This window comes from Janibacter sp. A1S7 (assembly GCF_037198315.1).
Classification (GTDB): domain Bacteria; phylum Actinomycetota; class Actinomycetes; order Actinomycetales; family Dermatophilaceae; genus Janibacter; species Janibacter alittae.
The window spans coordinates 1,447,735-1,466,822 of record NZ_CP144913.1; the positions used below are offsets into that span (position 1 = coordinate 1,447,735).

Here is a 19,088-nt window from a genome sequence, read left to right on the forward strand (position 1 = left end):
GAGCGGGTGACCGCGCCGGACCTCAGGTACTGCGCGCAGTCGTGGTGTCGATGAGGTCGCTGAGCACCTCACGCGCCGATTCGGCCACCCCGCCGGCCTCTGCCAGGGCAGCGCGGGCCGCCTCCGCCCCGTGGGTGATGTCGGCCTCGACGCCGTCGAGCGCCCCGGTGTCGACGAGCAACGCACGGAAGGACTCCACCTCCGCCTCGCCGAGGTCGGGGGAGCCGAGCCACGCCTCGACCCGGGCCGCCGTGGCCGTGTCGGCGCCGGCGAGCGCCCGGGCGATCAGCACGGTGCGCTTGCCCTCGCGCAGGTCGTCCCCGGCCGGCTTGCCGGTGGTGTCCGGGTCGCCGAAGACGCCGAGCACGTCGTCGCGCAGCTGGAAGGCCTCACCGAGCGCGAGCCCGTAGCGGGAGAGTGCCTGCTGGTCCGCCCTCGAGGCGCCTCCGGCGGTGGCGCCGATGAGCAGCGGGTGCTCGACCGAGTACTGGGCGCTCTTGTACCGGATGACGTGTCGGGAGCGCTCGATGCGCTCCGCGTCCTCGAGCTGGTGCCACGGACGCATCGAGGTGACGATGTCGAGGAACTGCCCGGCCATGAGCTGGCCGCGCATCTTCTCGAAGGTCGGGCGGGCGGCGGCCAGCGCCGGCGCGGGCAGCCCTGAGTCGGTGAAGAGGTCGTCGCACCAGCCCAGGCAGAGGTTGCCGGCGAGGATCGCGCCGGCGGTGCCGAAGCGGCCCGCGTCGCCGTTCCACCGGCGGTCCTCGTGGGCGTCCGCGAGCGAGCGGTGCATCGCCGGCCTGCCGCGACGGGTCTCGCTGTCGTCCATGACGTCGTCGTGGATGAGGGCGGCGGCCTGGAAGAACTCCATGGCGGCGGCCAGGGAGATCGCCCCCTCGTGGTCCTGCTGGCCCGCGGCGCGCCACCCCCAGTAGGCGAAGCCGGCGCGCAGCCGCTTGCCGCCCTGCAGCAGGCTCCGCACGGGGTCGATGAGGTCGGCGACGTCGGGACCGATCTCGGCGAGCTCGCTCTCCCACCGGTCCAGCTCGGCATCCAGACGGGTCTGGACCCGCGTACGCAGGTCTGCCCGGTCCAGGGGGTGCGGCACGTGTTCTCCAGTCGCGAAGGGGAGGGGTGGCGGGGTCATGACGGGCCCCTCAGGGTGTCGGGAGTCAGCCTACGTGGCTCGTGCTTGACGCGTTGTCGGGGCTTCGGTCTACTGTTGTTCGAACAGGTGTTCGACAGGTGTTCGACAGGATGGAGTTGATCATGGTCCGGCTCGTGGAAGAGACCATCGAGGTGCGGATGGCCGATCCGCAGCATAGGAGTGCTGAGGGACAGCCCGGTGATGGACGAGGTGGACCGGAGCAGTTCCTGTGGCGCGGGCGGCTCTACCTGGTCACCGAGGTCGTCGCCCACTGGCAGGAGCGGCGCCCGTGGTGGCGGGCGGCCACCGAGCAGCCGCTCGCGCAGGTCCCGCTCGCCCGGGACGTGTGGCGGGTGAGCGCCAGTCGTGGGCTCGGCAGCGCACCGGGGGTCTACGACCTGGGGGTCGACGGTGCCGCGGCGACGTCCCCCGCCGGGTCCGCTGGGTCTGCTGGGCCCACGTGGCTGCTGCTGCGGACGCAGGACTGAGGTGGTGACGGTGGCTGCCACACCGCTCCTGCACCCGGACCGCGTCGATGGTGCGGTCCACCTGCTCTCCTGCGCCGCCGAGAGCCTGGCGAGCGCGCACTGGGCCCGCACGGCCCACGGTCGCATCGCCGGGACCCGTCTGGCCGTGCTCCGGGCTGCCGCCGCGGTTCTCGCCGTGCGGGGCCGGCCCCGCACGGCCGACCCGGCCGAGTCGTCGGGCCCCACGCGCCGCGTGGACGGCCGCCCCGAACCCCGCAGCACCGGCCCACTGGACGTGTGGTGCCTGCTCCCGCGGGTGGCGCCCGAGCTGACCGAGTGGGCGCAGTTCTTCGGGGCCGTGCTGCCCGGGGAGACACGCAGCGGGGCGTCGATGAGCGTGCGCGAGGTCGACGACCTACTGCGCCAGGGGGAGGAGTTCGTCCAGCTCGTCGCGGGCCTGCTGGGCCTGCCCCCTGTGCCCGTCACCGGTGAGCTGACCTCGCTGACCGTCCCGGGAGGACGTGGATGAGTTTCGCCCACCTGCACGTGGCCTCGGGCTTCTCCCTCCGCCACGGCACGAGCACTCCGCAGGACCTCGTCGCCCGGGCCGCCGAGCTGGACCAGCCCGCGCTCGCCCTCACCGACCGGGACGGGCTCTACGGTGCCGTCCGCTTCGTCCGGGCGGCGAGCGCGGCGGGCGTGGCACCGGTGCTCGGGGTCGACCTGGCCGTCGGCGCACGGCCGGGTCCCACACAGCGACGAGGGCGTCCCACCCGCACACCGGTGCGTGGCGGTGCCGAGGTGGACCCGCGCCATCCGCGGGTGACGGTGCTGGCACGGGGCGCCGGTGCCGGGATCCCGCACGGCGTCGGATGGGCTCGGCTGTGCCGCCTCGTCAGCGAGGTGCACCTGACCGGCGAGCGGGGCGATGCGCTCGCCGATCCGCAGATGGTCGCCCGGCACGCCGCCGCGCCCGGTCCCGAGGAGCCGGCGCCGCTGCTCGTCCTGCTCGGCCCGGCCTCCGACGTCGGCGCCGCGCTGCTCGCCCGTCGACCCGACATCGCCCGGGAGCGTCTCGCGGCATGGCGCCGCCTGCTGCCGACCGGCGCCGTCGCCATCGAGGTCGTCGACCACGGCGGCCCACCCGGCTCGCCCGCCTCGACCGGTCACGCCGCGCACCTGCTCGGGCTGGCCGACGCGACCGGCACCCCGGCCGTGCTCACTGCGGCGACCCGTCACCTGCACCCGCAGGACGCGGTCGTCGCCGACGTGCTCGACGCGACCCGCCGCCTCGTCCCCCTCGACACCCGCCACCTCGACCGGGTCACCGAGGCCGGGCACCTGGCCGACACCCCGACGATGGCCGCGGCCGCACACCGGGTGGCCACCGCACTCGGCGGCGGGGCCGGCGGCTTCGGCTGTGCCAGCCCGCGCCAGCGCGCCGAGGTGCTCCTCGAGACGACGACCAGCACCGCCCTGGCGTGCGCCCAGGACGACCGGAAGGACCTGGGGATCGGCCGGGTCCACCTGCCCGAGGCCCGGGTGCTCGGCCTGGGCCCCGACGAGGACCCGCAGAGGGTGCTCGCGCAGCGCTGCCGGGCCGCTGTCGGGCCGCGCTACCCGGACGCCTCACCGAGCACGCTCCGGCAGGTCGAGGAGCGTCTCGAGGACGAGCTCGACGTCATCGCGGCCCTGGGCTACCCGACCTACTTCCTCACCGTCGCCGAGGTCGTCGACCTCATCGTCGATGCCGGGGTGCGAGTGGCCGCCCGTGGCTCCGGGGCGGGCAGCCTGGTCAACCACCTTCTCGGCATCAGCGCCATCGACCCGATCCGCCACGACCTGCTCATGGAGCGCTTCTGCTCGCCGCTGCGGGCCGAGCTCCCCGACATCGACGTCGACGTCGAGTCCGCCCGCCGGACGCAGATGTACGAGCGGGTCCTGGAGCGCTTCGGTCGGGACCGGGTCACCTGCGTGTCGATGATGGACACCTACAAGGCCCGGCACGCGATCCGTGACGTGGGGGCGGCGCTCGGCATCCCGCCCGCGGAGGTCGACCAGATCGCCAAGGCCTTCCCGCACATCCGGGCCAGGGACGTGCGCAGCGCGCTCGCCGAGCTGCCGGAGCTGCGCACCCGCGGGCTCGGGTCCGACCCGGGCGGCGGGTCCGAGGGACACCGGATGGGGGTCCTCCTCGACGTGGTCGAGCGCCTCGACGGGCTGCCCCGGCACATCGCCATGCACCCGTGCGGGATGGTCCTGTCCGACGGGGGCCTGCTCGACCGCACCCCGGTCGAGTCGAGCTGGCTGGGTTTCCCGATGAGCCAGTTCGACAAGGACGACGTCGAGGCGCTGGGGCTGCTCAAGCTCGACGTCCTGGGTATCCGGATGCAGTCGGCGATGGCGCACGCGGTCGGGGAGGTCGAGCGGGCCGAGGGCGCCAGGATCGACCTCGACGACCGGCAGGACGTTCCGCTCGACGACCCGGCGACCTTCGCGATGATCCGCACGACCCGCACCCTCGGGTGCTTCCAGATCGAGAGCCCGGGTCAGCGCGAGCTCATCGGCAAGCTCGCCCCGACGGCCTTCGAGGACCTGATCATCGACATCTCGCTCTTCCGTCCCGGCCCGGTGAAGTCGGACATGATCCGCCCCTTCCTCGAGGCCCGGCACGGGTGGTCGCGACCGCAGTTCCTCCACGAGCGGCTCGTCCCGGCGCTCGCCGAGACCGAGGGCGTGGTCGTCTTCCATGAGCAGATGCTGCGGATCATCGCTGAGACGACGGGGGTGACCCTGGCCCAGGCCGACGAGGTGCGCCGGACGATGGGCAGCCCCGACGGGCAGGTCCGGATCGAGGCGTGGTGGCGTCCTGCGGCAGTTGCCCGGGGCTACCCGGCGGAGGACGTCGACCGGATCTGGGCGGTGCTCGCTGCCTTCGCCTCCTTCGGGTTCTGCAAGGCGCACGCCGCTGCCTTCGCCATGCCGACCTACCAGTCGGCGTGGTTGAAGACCCACCACCCGGCGGCCTTCCTCGCCGGGGTGCTCACCCACGACCCGGGCATGTACCCCAAGCGGCTGCTCCTCGAGGAGGCGCGCTCCCTGGGCATCGCCGTCCTCGGGGTCGACGTCAACGCGAGCACCGGGGAGTACCGCATCGAGCGGGCACCCGTGCCCGGTACCCGCCCCACGGACCCGGACCTGCCGGACGGGTCGGGGTGGGGCATCCGACTCTCCCTCGCGGACGTCAAGGGCATGAGTGAGGAGGAGATCGCCCGCGTGGTCGCCGGTGCGCCCTACGACTCGCTCACCGACTTCTGGCAGCGAGCGCAGGTGAGCCGACCCGTCGTCGAGCGACTGGTCCTGATCGGTGCCTTCGACTCCGTGCACGGCACCGGTGCGGGCAGCGGAGGGCCGGGGCTCGGCCACCGGGGCCGGTTGACCCGGCGGGACCTGTTGCTGCACGTCGCCGAGCTGGACCGATGGACTCGGGTGAGCTCCGGGCGCTCGCGCGGTCGGACCCGCCGCGCTGCACCTCCGGCCTGGACCGTGGGTGAGCTCGGTGCCCAGCAGGTGCGCACGACCACCACGACCCCGGTGGCCAGCCAGCTCACCCTGGACCTCGGGGACTCCCCGGAACTGGGCGAGGGGGTGGGCCTGCCGGAGATGACCGTCCCCGACCAGGTCAGTGCCGAGCTGGAGATCCTCGGTCTGGACGCCTCCAGGCACGTCATGGAGTTCTACGCGCCGATGCTCCGGGCGCTCGGGGTCACCCGCAGCACCGATCTGCTCTCGGTGCGCAGCAATGCCGAGATCCTCGCGGCCGGGGTCAAGGTCGCCACGCAGACACCGCCGATCCGATCCGGTCGCCGGGTCGTCTTCCTCACCGTCGACGACTCGACCGGCCCGGTCGACGCGACCTTCTTCGAGGACACCCAGGGTCCCTATGCGGCGACGATCTTCCACTCCTGGCTGCTCCTCGTGCGCGGCACCGTGCGGCGAGCGGGTGACCGCGGCGTCTCCGTGCTCGCCTCCGGTGCGTGGGAGCTGTCGACGCTGTGGGACGCCTGGCAGCGTGGCGGGATCGAGGCCGTGCACGCCGCGCTCGACGAGGCCGACGATCTGGCCCGGGCCCGCGACGCCGCGCACCAGCAGCCCGAGGGGCACCGGGTCCTCGTCCACGCTTCCGGCTTCCGGCAGTCGCCCTGGGCCGACACCCGCCCCGCCGGCTCGGGCGTGCAACCCCCACGCAAGCTGTGGCACTCCTCGCCCGGGAGCTCGGGCCACTGACACCCCCTTCGCTTCAGTTCTATGGGTCACACGCCACATCAGTCACTTGAATATCGGGTTACCCGATAGTCCCCGGGTTCGCAGGGGTATGAAACTCCTGCGAACCCGGAAGAAGTCAGGCACAGTGCTCGCGCCCGACGTCACCGAGGTGGGCGCCTCCGGGTGGGCGTGGGACCGCGAGTCGATCCTCGACATGCTGCGCGAGTCCGACGACGAGGCCGCCCTCCCATCGGGATCCACGACCTGCGTGCAGGGCCATCGCGCCCGGAGTCATCCGGGTCTCGTGGGAGTCCAGCACGGGTGGGCGTCGAGCGCGGCGCACCTCGATCCGGTGCGAGCGTGACTCCGGCTGGCAGCAGGTCCACCACCAGGGGACTCCGCTGTCCTGACCCCCAGGGTGATGTATCAACGCGTCCTGGGGCCCGCGACACCACATCGACCGGACGAAGGGGGGACCGCCGTCAGGGGTGACGACTAGGGTTGGCACGTCCGTCGGAGCAGGCGGATGATCGAGCACCCCACGAGCAGGAGCGACACGTGAACGACGAGCGAGGATGGTCCCGCAGCAGCGGGGTCGAGGCCAACATGCGCACCGCCGCGGTCTGGTCCCAGCTCCACGAGCTCAGCGAGTCCCGTCGCCGGGAGTTGGGACGGGCACTGCGCGTGCTCGACCTGGGGGGCGGCACCGGGGGGCTGGCCGTCGCGCTCGCCGAGCAGGGCCACACGGTCACCGTCGTCGACCCCAACCCCGACGCACTGGCCTCCCTCGCCCGTCGGGCCGGGGAGTCCGATGCGGTGGAGCGGGTCAGCGCCGTGCAGGGCGACGCCGACACCTTCGCGGCATCCGTCACACCCGGGTCCATCGACCTGCTCTGCTGCCACGGCACCCTCGAGTACGTCGAGGACCCCGCGGCCACCCTCACCCGGGTCGCCGAGGTGCTCGCCCCGGGCGGCCACCTGTCCCTCGTGACCGCGCAGCGCATCGCCGCCGTGCTGGCCCGCGCCATCGCCGGACGGTTCGACCAGGCCACCGCCGCGCTGACCAGCGCCGACGGTCGTTGGGGGGAGGACGACCCGATGCCGCGCCGCCTCGACCGCGCCGACGTGGCCGACATGCTCAGCCGAGCCGGGTTCACCACGCTCGACGCCCGCGGCGTACGCATCTTCAGCGACCTCGTCCCGTACGAGTACGTCGACACCGATGCCGACCGGCAGGCGCTGCTGGAGCTCGAGGAGCTCGCAGCCGGCGACCGCCGGATGGGCCTGTCCGCGCTGGGCGCCGCGGTCCACGTCATCGCCCGCCGCGACTGATCGGGTCACGATGAGCCGGCGTCAGTTCCGGCCGCCACCACGGGGCGGCCAGAGCCCCCCGGACGACACCGGGTGCACTGTCCTGCACGTCGACATGGACGCCTTCTTCGCCGGTGCCTCCCTGCTCGCGCGCCCCGACCTCGTCGGGACCCCGGTGATCGTCGGAGGTGGTCACCGTGGCGTGGTCCTCTCCGCGACCTACGAGGCCCGTGCCTTCGGCGTGACCTCGGCGATGCCCATGGGCCGGGCGCGCCGCCTGTGCCCCCAGGCGACCATCCTGCCCCCGGATCACGAGCTGTACGCCCGCATCTCCCAGTCGGTGATGGCGACCTTCGCCGACATCACCCCCTACGTCGAGCCGCTCAGCCTCGACGAGGCCTTCCTCGACGTCGCCGGGGCCGTGCGCCTCATGGGTTCCCCCGCGATGATCGCCCAGCGCATCCGCGACACCGTCGCCGACGAGCAGGGGGTCACCTGCTCGGTCGGAGTCGCCAGCACCAAGTTCGTCGCCAAGCTGGCCTCGTCCCTGGCCAAGCCGGACGGCCTGCTCGTCATCCCCGCGGCCGAGGTCGTCACCTTCGTCCAGCAGCTGCCGGTGGCCGCCCTGTGGGGCGTGGGCGACAAGACCGAGGAGTCCCTGGCCCGACTGGGTCTGAAGACCGTCGCCGACATCGCCCACACCCCACGGGAGACCCTCGTGCGTGCCCTCGGGAACGCGACCGGTTCGCACCTGCACGACCTCGCCTGGGGTCGCGACCCACGGTCCGTCGAGCCCGTGCGTCGCGAGCGCAGCATCGGCAACGAGCGCACCTACGGCCACGACGTCGACGACCCGGAGGTCGTCCACCGCACCCTGCTCGGTCTGAGCGAGAAGACCGCGAGCCGGTTGCGGGCAGCCGGCCTGGTCGGTCGGACGGTGAGCATCAAGGTGCGCTTCGCGGACTTCACGACGATCAGCCGGTCCCGCTCCCTTCGCGACCCGACCGATGTCTCCCGGGACATCGCCGCGATGGCTCGCGATCTCTACGACGCCCTCGGGCTGCAGCGCGCCCGCATCCGACTCATCGGTGTGCGCGTCGAACAGCTGAGCGAGGCAGCGTCCACACCGGTCCAGGTCGCCCTCGACGAACCCGAGCACGGATGGCGCGAGGCCGACCGGGCGATCGATCGCGCGAGCGCCCGATTCGGTGCCGGAAGCGTGCGTCCGGCGAGTCTCCTGAGGGCTGGTGACGACGACCGCGGCCGCCCATCTACCGCAAGCCCGGGGAGCGACCTAGAATGAAAGAACCACGGCGGGGTACCTGTTGTGGCGACACGGGTCACCGGGCCCGTCGGAAGGAAGCGTTGGGAGGTCACCGTGGCGCTGTCTGAGCGTGAGCGGCAGATGCTCGAGGAGATGGAAGAGGCCATCCGGGCCGAGGACCCTCGCTTTGCATCGCAGATGAAGGGCCGCAGGTCGGGTCCGGGCGGGACCGACCGCCGTCGTGTCGCCATCGGCGTCGTCGGCGCGATCATCGGTCTGGGGCTGGTCCTGCTGGGGATCAACACGACCTTGTGGGTCGGCGTCGCCGGCTTCGTGATCATCGTCGCCGCGGTCGCCTACGCCCTCACCCCGTCGCGGCAGACGCCCGAACTCGGTGTCGTCGGGGACAACGGCTCGGTGAACAAGCCCGCCCAGACCGGATCGAGCGGCAAATCCAAGACCAGACCACCCTTCGGTCGCAGTCAGGGCAACCCCGCCAAGACGCAGCGATCGGGCACCTTTATGGAGCGGATGGAGCAGCGCTGGGAGGAGCGCCGCCGTCAGGGCTGATAGCCGGCACCCGACCAGCGCATGACGAAGGGGGCGGGTCACCGCCCCCTTCGTCGTGTCCTGACCTGGGGTCGGTCAGTGCAGCAGGATCCCGATCGTCCAGCTGATCGCGATGGCCAGCGCGGTCGTCAGCTCGATGCCCATGCTGTGCAGGACGCCGCGCAGGGCCGACTTCGTCGCCGACCATGCCCGGTCGAGCTCGCGGAACCGCAGGTACTCCGCCGTGAAGACCCCGGCGACGAAGCCGATCGGCAGGCCGAGCAGGGGGATGACGAAGAGGCCGACGATCGCGCCGAAGACGCCGAGGACCAGGGTCATGCCGCCGACCCCGTCCCGCCTCATCCGGCGCCCGGGGATGAGCAGCTGCAGGCTCACCCCGATCAGGTACAGCACGAGGGCCACCCCGAAGGTGGCCCACGCGAGGGTGCCGCCGGTGTCGACGGCCCAGAGCAGGACCGCGCTGACGCACAGCAGGAGCCCGGGCAGAACCGGCAGCACGATCCCGAGGACCCCGACGACGAAGATCGCGACAGCGACCAGCAGGCCGAAGCCGATCGGGTCGTGGGCGGTCTGGGCCGCCAGGGTCAGCACGAGTCGTTACGGCGCAGCGTCAGAGCTCGTCGACCGGCGCCGAGGCCGGGGTCTCCTCGAGTCGCGAGGACTCGTCCTCGATCTCGGCGAGGTCCTTCAGTGCAGGGATGTGCTCGCGCCCGTGGTGGGCGCAGAACAGCAGTTCGCCGCCCGCGTGGAGGCGGGCGCGCACATAGGCCTTGGCGCCGCAGCGGTCGCAGCGGTCGGCTGCGGTCAAGGGGCTGGCCAGGGTCGCGTTCACGTGTGCCTCATTTCCTACGTCTGTAACCGTGGACGTCCGTGACAACAGTCAAACACGCCCAAGCCTTCCCGCGAAGCACCCATATCGCGTGGCGTGACCGACGACACACCGTGGTGGGCCGCGGGGGCGCGCCTCCCCGGGCGCCTTGCGGCCGCCGTCTAGTCTGCAACCAGACCCCCATGACCCGACCAGAAGGACCGGCCCACCTCGTGCCTCCGGCAGCCAGCACCGCCAAGAAGACCGCCAGCAGCAAGTCCGTCAAGGACTACTCGGCGCACCACCTGCAGGTCCTCGAGGGCTTGGAGGCCGTGCGCAAGCGACCGGGCATGTACATCGGCTCCACCGACCAGCGTGGACTCATGCACTGCATGTGGGAGATCATCGACAACGCCGTCGACGAGGCGCTCGGCGGTCACGGGGACCGGATCGACATCACGTTGCACGCCGACGGATCGGTCGAGGTCAGCGACAACGGCCGGGGCATCCCGGTCGACATCGAGCCGCGGACCGGTCTGACCGGGGTGGAGGTCGTCTACACCAAGTTGCACGCCGGCGGGAAGTTCGGTGGCGGTTCCTACACCGCGTCCGGCGGCCTCCACGGTGTCGGCGGATCCGTGGTCAATGCACTCTCCTCGCGGCTGGACGTCGAGGTGGACCGGTCGGGCAAGACGTACGCCATGAGCTTCCGCCGGGGTGAGCCCGGCACCTTCTCCGACGTGGCCGGGGCGAAGGGGGCCAAGTCGCCCGACAACGAGTTCACGCCCTACGACAAGGGCAGTGAGCTGGATGTCGTCGGCAAGGCCAAGCGCGGCGTCACCGGTACCCGGGTGCGCTACTGGGCCGACCCCCAGATCTTCCTCAAGGACGCCACCGTCGACCTGGCCGCGTTGACGGCCCGGGCGCGGCAGACCTCCTTCCTCGTGCCCGGCCTGACCCTCGTCGTGCGTGACGAGCGCGGTGGGGAGACGGCCGAGGAGGTCTTCCACCACGACGGCGGCATCAGCGAGTTCGTCGACTTCCTCGCCCCCGACCAGCCGGTCACCGACGTCTGGCGGCTGGAGGGCACCGGGACCTTCACCGAGACCGTCCCCGTCCTCGACGACAAGGGGCACATGACCCCGACGGAGGTCGAGCGCGAGTGCGGCGTCGACATCGCCTTGCGGTGGGGGACCGGCTACGAGGCCAGGGCCACCTCGTTCGTCAACATCATCGCCACGCCCAAGGGCGGCACCCACGTCGCGGGCTTCGAGCAGGCACTGCTCAAGGTCTTCCGCAAGCAGCTCGAGGTCAACAGCCGCAAGCTCAAGGTCGGCAACGACAAGGTGGAGAAGGACGACCTGCTTGCGGGCCTCACCGCGGTCGTGACCGTACGACTGGCCGAGCCGCAGTTCGAGGGGCAGACCAAGGAGGTCCTCGGCACCAGCGCCGTGCGCTCCATCGTCGCCAAGGTCGTCGAGACCGAACTGACCTCGCGGCTGACCTCTGCCAGGCGAGGGGACAAGCAGATGGCCGCCCAGCTGCTGGAGAAGGTCGTCGCCGAGATGAAGTCGCGCATCTCGGCGCGCCAGCACAAGGAGACCCAGCGCCGCAAGAACGCGCTGGAGACCTCGACGCTGCCGCCGAAGCTGCGTGACTGCCGCAGCACCGACGTGGAGGCCACCGAGCTGTTCATCGTCGAGGGTGACTCGGCCATGGGCACGGCCAAGGAGGCCCGCAGCAGCGAGTTCCAGGCCCTGCTGCCGATCCGCGGCAAGATCCTCAACGTCCAGAAGGCTGCGGTCGGGGACATGTTGAAGAACGCCGAATGCGCCTCGATCATCCAGGTCATCGGCGCCGGCTCCGGTCGCAGTTTCGATCTCGACGCGGCGCGGTACGGCAAGGTCATCATCATGACCGACGCCGACGTGGACGGCGCCCACATCCGTACCCTGCTGCTCACCCTCTTCTTCCGCTACATGCGACCTCTCGTCGAGGCCGGCAAGGTCTTCGCCGCCGTCCCCCCACTGCACCGCATCGAGGTGGTCAACCCCGGCTCGAAGAAGAACGAGCTGATCTACACGTACTCCGAGGCGGAGATGCGCAAGAAGCTGGCGGCGCTGAACGCCAAGGGCAAGAACATCAAGCAGCCCATCCAGCGCTACAAGGGTCTGGGCGAGATGGACGCCGACCAGCTGGCCGAGACGACCATGGACCCGCAGCACCGCATGCTGCGTCGGGTCACGAGCGAGGACCTGGAGATCGCCGAGGAGGTCTTCGAGCTGCTCATGGGCAAGAACGTCGACCCGCGCCGTGACTTCATCGTCTCCTCCGCCGACCAGCTGGACCGGGAGCGCATCGACGCCTGAGGCCCTTCGCCGACCGATCGACTCGGCGTGTCGTCGCGCATGCAGTTGCGCGAGGGGGTGATGCGGACCACCGTTGGATGCGACGGTGCGCACCCGCGCACCGGCGCACCCGGAGTCGAGGAGGTCCCATGTCCGAGGTCACGTCGGATCGAGCCGTCGGGGGGTCGGGCGAGCTCAAGCGGGTCATGGGGCCCAAGCTGCTCCTCCTCTTCATCGTCGGTGACATCCTGGGCACCGGTGTCTACGCCCTCACCGGCGACGTCGCCGCCGAGGTGGGTGGCGCCGCGTGGGCGCCCTTCCTCGCGGCCTTCGCCGTCGCGACCCTGACCGCCTTCTCCTATCTGGAGCTGGTGACGAAGTACCCCACGGCAGGCGGGGCGGCGACCTTCATCCACAAGGCCTTCGGGATCCACTTCGTCACCTTCATCGCGGCCTTCGCGGTGATGGCCTCGGGTATCACCTCCGCCTCCACCGCGTCGCGGGCCTTCGCCGGATTCCTGCGCGACGGGCTGCAGACCGGCTGGGACGACAGCTCGCCCGCGCTGCTGCTCATCGCCCTGGGCTTCATGACCGTGATCGGCCTGATCAACCTGCGTGGCGTCGGCGAGAGCGTCAAGGCCAATGTCGTGCTCACCCTCGTGGAGCTGTCCGGTCTGCTGATGATCATCTTCATCGGCCTGTACGCCATGACTCAGGGCCGGGCGGACTTCTCCCGGGTGGTGGTCTTCGACAGCCCCGACGACAAGGGGACCTTCCTCGCGATCACCTCGGCCACGGCACTGGCGTTCTTCGCGATGATCGGCTTCGAGGACTCGGTGAACATGGCCGAGGAGACCAAGGACCCCTCCCGGGACTTCCCGAAGATGATGCTGACCGGTCTGGGTCTCGCCGCCGTGATCTACACGCTGGTCTCGGTCACCGCGGTGGCCCTCGTCCCCGTCGGGCAGCTCGTCGGCGGCGAGCAGTCGGCGCTGACCCAGGTGGTCGCCGTCGGCGCGCCGGACCTGCCCTTCGACCGCATCTTCCCGTGGATCGGGATGTTCGCCGTGGCCAACACGGCGCTGATCAACATGCTCATGGCCTCGCGCCTGGTCTACGGCATGGCCAAGCAGCAGGTGCTCCCGACCGGTCTGGGGCGGGTGCACTCCGTCAGGCAGACGCCGTGGGTGGCCATCGTCTTCACCACGCTGATCTCCTACGCCCTGATCACCTACGTGACCCTCGACAGCGCGTCGGAGGTGGTCTCCCTGCTCGGGGGCACCACGGCGCTGCTCCTGCTGGTCGTCTTCGTCGTCGTCAACGCGGCCGTGCTCGTGCTGCGCAAGGACCACGTCGACCACAAGCACTTCGTCGCCCCGTGGGGGCTGCCGATCCTCGGCGCCGTGACCAGCGCCTTCCTCGTCGGCCCGTGGGCGCGCAGCCCCGAGCAGCAGGAGCAGTACGTCATCGCCGGTGGCCTGCTCGTGCTCGGCATCATCCTGTGGGCGATCACGTGGGTGATCAACCGGGCGGTCTACGGCAAGCGCACCTTCATGCGCGACCCGGAGCACATCGAGGAGTGAGCCGACAGCGAAGGGGGGCGGTGCCGGTCGACGGGCACCGCCCCCTTCGCCCTGTCCGGGCAGTGGCGAACGGGGGTCAGACGGAGCCGATGCCCCCGATGACCGCGCTGGCCGGCACGCCGGAACCGTCGCGCCGGCCCTGGGGCTCGGGAAGGGTGATCGCGACGCCGTTGGGCTGGGCGGCGCGGGCGTCGGACCGGCCGACCCAGGCGAGCAGCAGGGCGTCCTCACCCTTGAGGAATCGGTGGGCACGCACGCCACCGGTGGCGCGGCCCTTGCCCGGGTACTCGTCGAAGGGGGTGACCTTCCATGCGCCGGCATCGGTGCCGGGCAGGGAATCACTCGACCCGGAGACGGTGACGACGATGTTGTCCGCGCGTGGGTCGACGGCACCGAAGAAGACGACCGAGGCGCCGTCCGTCAGGCGCACGCCCGCGACGCCTCCGCCCGTGCGTCCCTGGGGGCGCACCTCTTGGGCGGAGAAGTGCAGCAGGCTCGCCTGCGAGGTGACGAAGACCAGCTCCTCCTCGCCGGTGGCCAGCTCGACCGCGCCGACGACGTGGTCGCCGTCCTTGAGCGAGATGCACTCCCAGGAGTGGCCCTTCGGGTACTCGGTCGTCACTCGCTTGACCACGCCGTGGGCGGTGCCCAGCGCCAGGCCGGGGGAGTTGGCGGAGAGACCGGTCAGGGTCAGTGCGTGCTCGTCCCCGGGCAGGTCGACGTACGCAGCCAGCGGCGCGCCACCGGAGAGGGCGGGCGCCCCGTTGGAGGGTGGCAGTGTCGGCAGCTCCAACACACCCAGACGCACCATCCGACCGGCGGAGGTGACCACGGCGACCTCACCCCGGGCCGTGGTGCGCACCGCGGCCACGACCGCGTCGTGCTTGGCGCGTGCGCCCTCCCGGCTCAGCGGCTCGTCGTCGCTGGTGCGGGCGAGCAGGCCGGTGCTCGACAGCAGCACCCAGCACGGGTCGTCGGCGACCTCGAGCGGTGCGGACGCGGCGGCCGGGGCCCCGGCGGACTCGAGCAGGACCGTGCGACGCGGGTCGCCGTGCTTCTTGGCGACGTCCGCCAGCTCGCTGGAGATCAGCGTCGTCAGCACCTTCTCGTCGCCGAGGATCTCCTCGAGCTCGGCTATGGCGGTCTTCAGCTCGTTCTGTTCGTTCTCCAGCTCGATGCGGGAGAACTTCGTCAGCCGGCGCAGCTGCAGGTCCAGGATGTAGGTCGCCTGCGGCTCCGAGAGGTCGAAGACGCTGCGCAGCCGGTCCCGGGCGGTCGCCACGTCGTCGCTGGAGCGGATGACCTGGATGACCTCATCGATGTCGAGGATCGCGACGAGCAGGCCCTCGACGAGGTGCAGTCGCTCACGTCGCTTGGCCAGGCGGTACTCGGTGCGGCGCAGCACGACCTGTCGACGGAAGTCGACGTAGACGGTGAGCAGCTCCTTCAACCCCATCGTCCGTGGCTGCCCGTCCACGAGTGCGACGTTGTTGATGGAGAAGGAGTCCTCCATCGGCGTGAGCTTGTAGAGCTTCTCGAGCACGGCCTCGGGGTTGAAGCCGTTCTTGACCTCGATGACCATCTGCATGCCCGAGGACCGGTCCGTGAGGTCCTTGACGTCGGCGATGCCCTGCAGCTTCTTGGACTGGACGGCGTCCTTGATCTTCTCGATGACCTTCTCAGGGCCGATGAGGTAGGGAAGCTCGGTGACGACGATGCCCTGACGACGCGGCGAGACCTTCTCGATCCGGGTGGTCGCCCGGGTGCGGAAGCTGCCGCGGCCGGTGAGGTAGGCGTCGCGGATCCCCTCGAGGCCGACGATGCGTCCACCACCGGGCAGGTCCGGACCAGGCACGAACTTCATCAGGTCGTCCAGGCTCGCGTCGGGATGGGTCAGCAGGTGGCGCGCGGCGCCGATGACCTCGACGAGGTTGTGCGGCGGCATGTTCGTCGCCATGCCCACGGCGATGCCGGTGGTGCCGTTGACGAGCAGGTTCGGGTAGGCCGAGGGGAGGACGTCCGGCTGCAGGAGCTGGTCGTCGTAGTTGGGGACGAAGGGGACGGTGTCCTCGTCCAGGCCGGTGACCATGAGCAGTGCGGCCGGGGCCATCCGGGCCTCGGTGTACCTGCTGGCGGCCGGCCCGTCGTCGAGGGAGCCGAAGTTGCCGTGCCCGTCGACGAGCGGCACCCGCATCGAGAACGGCTGGGCCAGGCGCACGAGCGCGTCGTAGATCGCCGAGTCACCGTGCGGGTGGTACTTGCCCATGACCTCACCGACGACGCGGGAGGACTTGACGTGACCACGCTCGGGTCGCAGGCCCATCTCGCCCATGGCGTACAGGATCCGGCGGTGCACCGGCTTGAACCCGTCGCGAGCGTCCGGCAGTGCCCGCGCGTGGATGACCGAGTAGCTGTACTCGAGGAAGGCGTTGCGCATCTCGTCCGCGACGTCGATGTCGACGATCCGCTCGGGGACCTCGGGTCGGGGCGCGGGGGCGGTACGACGGGCCATGCTGGCAGTGGACTCCTGGTCACGGAAGGGGTGCTGACCCGCCCATCTTCGCCCCTTCGCGTCCGGGGCGACAGTTGCGACACACTCTCGGACCGGTCGACGCCACATCTGGCAGGATTGAGCGCATGACTGAGCTCCCGCCGGGATACCCGGTACTGGCGGAGGCCGACGTGGTCCTGCGGGACGGCTCGGTCTGCAGGCTGCGACCCATCAAGCCCTCGGACGCGGAGGGCGTCCGACGCTTCCACGCCGGGCAGTCCGACGAGTCGATCTACCTGCGCTTCTTCGCCCCGATGCGCAACCTCAGCGACCGGGACATCAAGCGGTTCACCGAGGTGGACTACCACGACCGGATGGCTCTCGTGGCGACGATCCGCGACGAGATCATCGGCATCGGACGATACGACCGGGTCAGTGAGCACAGCGCCGAGGTCGCCTTCAACATCTCCGACCACTACCACGGCAAAGGCGTCGGCTCGGTGCTGCTCGAGCACCTGGCCGCACTGGCCCACCACCGCGACATCGCGGCGTTCGAGGCCGAGGTGCTGCCGCACAACCGCAAGATGCTGTCGGTCTTCGCCGAGGCCGGCTACCAGGTCCGCCGCCACATCGAGGACGGCGTCGTCTCCCTGCACTTCGACATCGAGCCGACGGCCGAGTCGCTCTCGGTGCGCTTTGCCCGCGAGCACCGCGCGGAGGCGCAGAGCGTCCGGGCCATGCTGCACCCGGGGTCGGTGGCCGTGATCGGCGCCAGCCGCCGTGAGCGGGCCATCGGTCACCAGGTGCTCAAGCACATCATCGGGGGCCAGTTCACCGGGCAGGTGCACGCGGTCAACCCGAGCGCGGACTCCGTCCTGGGCCTGGAGGCGGTGCGCACCGTGCGGGACCTGCCCGACGGTGCCGAGCTCGCGGTCATCGCCGTCCCGGCGGAGGAGGTCCTCTCCGTCGTGACCGACTGCGCCGCGGCGAGGGTGAGGACCCTGGTGATCATCTCCTCCGGCTTCGCCGAGGTCGGCGAGGAGGGCACCCGCCTGCAGCACGAGGTGCTGCGCCTGGCGCGCTCGCACGGGATGCGCGTCGTCGGTCCCAACTCCTTCGGCCTGATCAACAACGATCCGTCGGTCAGTCTCAACGCGACCCTGACCCCGACGATCCCGCACAAGGGCTACCTCGGGCTGTTCTCGCAGAGCGGTGCCCTGGCGATCGCCAACCTCGACTCGGCCGCCCGTCGCAACCTGGGCATCTCCGTCTTCGCCTCCGCGGGCAACCGCGTCGACGTCTCCGGCAACGACCTGATGCAGTACTGGGTCGACGACGAGCGCACCCACGCCGTCGGGCTCTACCTGGAGTCGATGGGCAACCCGCGCAAGTTCTCCCGGATCGCCCGCCACCTGGCCACCAACAAGCCGGTCATCGTCGTCAAGGCCTCCTCGGCCAGCTACGGTGTGCCACCCGGTCACCGGGTGCGCCAGCCGAAGGTCAAGCCGCACGCCTTCACCGCGATGCTCGACCAGGCGGGCGTCATCCGTTGCGAGAACGTGCACCAGATGTTCGACGTGGCCCAGCTGCTCGTCCACCAGCCGCTGCCCAGGGGTCGACGCGTCGCGGTCGTCGGCAACTCCAGCCAGCTGGCTGCGCTGTCCGCGGACAACGCGACCGCTCGTGGTCTCGAGGTCGTCCACGGGCCCACGGCCGTGCGTACCGAGGCGTCCGCCCAGGAGTTCCGCGAGGCCGTCGACGCTGCCTTCGACGACCCGGAGGTGGACTCGGTCATCACCTGCTTCATCCCTCCGGTCGGTGCCCTGGACCAGGAGGTGGTCGACGCCCTTCGCCATGCCGCCTCACGCTCGGACAAGCCGTGCGTCGCCACTCTGCTCGGGATGCGCGGTGTCGACACCGGCAGCGACAACGCCTACTTCGCCCACGAGTGGGGCGAGGTCGCGGAGGGCCAGCCACGGCAGGCGATCCCGCTCTACCCGATGCCCGAGGAGGCCATCCGCGCACTCGCCGCGGCCACCAACTACGGGCAGTGGCGCGAGAAGGACAAGGGCGAGACCGTGGTGCGCGAGGGGATCGACCGGTGGGCCGTGCGGGCCCTGCTCGACCGGATCCTGCAGGAGGACCCCGAGGGGCGTGCGCTGACGACCGGTGAGGCCCAGGAGCTGCTCGCGGGCTACGGGATCGAGGTGTGGCCCCGCCACGAGGTGGCCACCGCCGACGAGGCCGTCGCAGCCGCCAACGAGGTCGGGTACCCCGTTGTCGTCAAGTCCCTCTCGCCGCTCGTGCGTGGCCAGGCGGTGCTCGAGGGCATCCGGGTGGACCTGCACGACGAGATCGCCGTGCGGGCCGCCTTCGAGACGATGGACCGGCGTCTGGCGCCGATCGACGCCAACTACTTCGTCGTGCAGCGGATGGCCGGCCCCGGCGTCTCCACCGTGCTCTCGACGGTCGAGGACCCGCTCTTCGGGCCGGTGGTCTCCTTCAGCATCGCCGGCGCTCCGACGACGATGCTCGACGACGTCGCCTACCGGATCCCGCCGCTGACCGACATCGACGTGGGTGAGCTCCTCGACGAGATCAAGTCGGCGCCGCTGCTGCACGGACACCGGGGGTCGGCCCCGGTCGACCGGGCTGCGCTCGAGGACATCCTCGGTCGCCTGTCGCTGATGTCGGACGACTTCCTGGAGTTGTCCTCGGTCGAGCTCAACCCGGTCATCGCGCACCCGGACGGCGCGACCGTCCTCGGTGCGGAGATCATCATCGCGCCGGCGCGGCGTCGCACCGACCCCGGCGCCCGGAGCATGACCTGAGG

At 71.1% G+C, this 19,088-nt stretch carries 14 protein-coding genes; 10 read left to right on the forward strand and 4 right to left on the reverse strand.

The features are described 5' to 3' along the window. Positions 1-22: 22 nt before the first annotated feature. The gene (locus tag V1351_RS06930) at positions 23-1,147 is read right to left on the reverse strand and encodes a polyprenyl synthetase family protein (protein WP_338752029.1); all 1,125 of its coding nucleotides are present in this window, start codon (positions 1,145-1,147) and stop codon (positions 23-25) included. Between the two features lie 98 nt (positions 1,148-1,245). Between V1351_RS06930 and V1351_RS06935 the strand changes: the two genes are divergently transcribed. From V1351_RS06935 to V1351_RS06965, 7 genes are all read left to right on the forward strand, one after another. Next, the gene (locus tag V1351_RS06935) at positions 1,246-1,635 is read left to right on the forward strand and encodes a DUF6504 family protein (protein ID WP_338752031.1); all 390 of its coding nucleotides are present in this window, start codon (positions 1,246-1,248) and stop codon (positions 1,633-1,635) included. 10 nt (positions 1,636-1,645) lie between these two features. After that, the gene (locus V1351_RS06940; protein WP_338752032.1) at positions 1,646-2,143 is read left to right on the forward strand and encodes an SAV_6107 family HEPN domain-containing protein; all 498 of its coding nucleotides are present in this window, start codon (positions 1,646-1,648) and stop codon (positions 2,141-2,143) included. Then, positions 2,140-5,901, forward strand: coding sequence for a DNA polymerase III subunit alpha (locus V1351_RS06945; protein WP_338752033.1), 3,762 nt, complete (start codon positions 2,140-2,142; stop codon positions 5,899-5,901). The genes V1351_RS06940 and V1351_RS06945 overlap by 4 nt, the downstream gene beginning before the upstream one ends. Before the next feature lie 124 nt (positions 5,902-6,025). Beyond that, complete coding sequence (locus V1351_RS06950; protein ID WP_338752035.1) at positions 6,026-6,244, forward strand: hypothetical protein; 219 nt, start codon at positions 6,026-6,028, stop codon at positions 6,242-6,244. Positions 6,245-6,438: 194 nt separating this feature from the next. Then, entirely contained in the window at positions 6,439-7,212 is a 774-nt protein-coding gene (locus V1351_RS06955) for a methyltransferase domain-containing protein (RefSeq protein ID WP_338752037.1), read from the forward strand. Positions 7,213-7,222: 10 nt separating this feature from the next. Further along, a complete protein-coding gene (gene dinB / locus V1351_RS06960) occupies positions 7,223-8,494 on the forward strand; it encodes a DNA polymerase IV (RefSeq protein ID WP_338752039.1) in 1,272 nt (423 codons plus the stop codon). 75 nt (positions 8,495-8,569) lie between these two features. Continuing rightward, positions 8,570-9,025: a DUF3040 domain-containing protein gene (locus tag V1351_RS06965; RefSeq protein WP_338752041.1), complete on the forward strand. Its 456-nt coding sequence runs from the start codon at positions 8,570-8,572 to the stop codon at positions 9,023-9,025. A gap of 75 nt (positions 9,026-9,100) precedes the next feature. Here V1351_RS06965 and V1351_RS06970 read toward each other — a convergent pair whose 3' ends face one another. Both V1351_RS06970 and V1351_RS06975 read right to left on the reverse strand, forming a co-directional pair. Further along, a complete protein-coding gene (locus V1351_RS06970) occupies positions 9,101-9,616 on the reverse strand; it encodes a DUF456 domain-containing protein (RefSeq protein ID WP_338752043.1) in 516 nt (171 codons plus the stop codon). 19 nt (positions 9,617-9,635) lie between these two features. Continuing rightward, entirely contained in the window at positions 9,636-9,857 is a 222-nt protein-coding gene (locus tag V1351_RS06975) for a DUF7455 domain-containing protein (RefSeq protein WP_338752045.1), read from the reverse strand. Between the two features lie 179 nt (positions 9,858-10,036). Here V1351_RS06975 and V1351_RS06980 point away from each other — a divergent pair, with 179 nt between their 5' ends. Both V1351_RS06980 and V1351_RS06985 read left to right on the forward strand, forming a co-directional pair. Continuing rightward, complete coding sequence (locus tag V1351_RS06980) at positions 10,037-12,202, forward strand: DNA gyrase/topoisomerase IV subunit B (protein ID WP_338752047.1); 2,166 nt, start codon at positions 10,037-10,039, stop codon at positions 12,200-12,202. A gap of 128 nt (positions 12,203-12,330) precedes the next feature. Continuing rightward, positions 12,331-13,764 carry an APC family permease gene (locus V1351_RS06985; RefSeq protein ID WP_338752048.1) on the forward strand — a complete coding sequence of 478 codons (1,434 nt, stop codon included), beginning with the start codon at positions 12,331-12,333 and terminating at the stop codon, positions 13,762-13,764. A gap of 76 nt (positions 13,765-13,840) precedes the next feature. On the opposite strand, the gene V1351_RS06990 is transcribed toward V1351_RS06985, so the two are convergent. Continuing rightward, on the reverse strand, positions 13,841-16,276 hold the full coding sequence (locus tag V1351_RS06990; RefSeq protein ID WP_338752050.1) for a DNA gyrase/topoisomerase IV subunit A: 2,436 nt from the start codon (positions 16,274-16,276) through the stop codon (positions 13,841-13,843). 125 nt (positions 16,277-16,401) lie between these two features. Between V1351_RS06990 and V1351_RS06995 the strand changes: the two genes are divergently transcribed. Next, entirely contained in the window at positions 16,402-19,086 is a 2,685-nt protein-coding gene (locus tag V1351_RS06995) for a GNAT family N-acetyltransferase (RefSeq protein WP_338752052.1), read from the forward strand. The last annotated feature ends 2 nt before the right edge of the window (positions 19,087-19,088 follow it).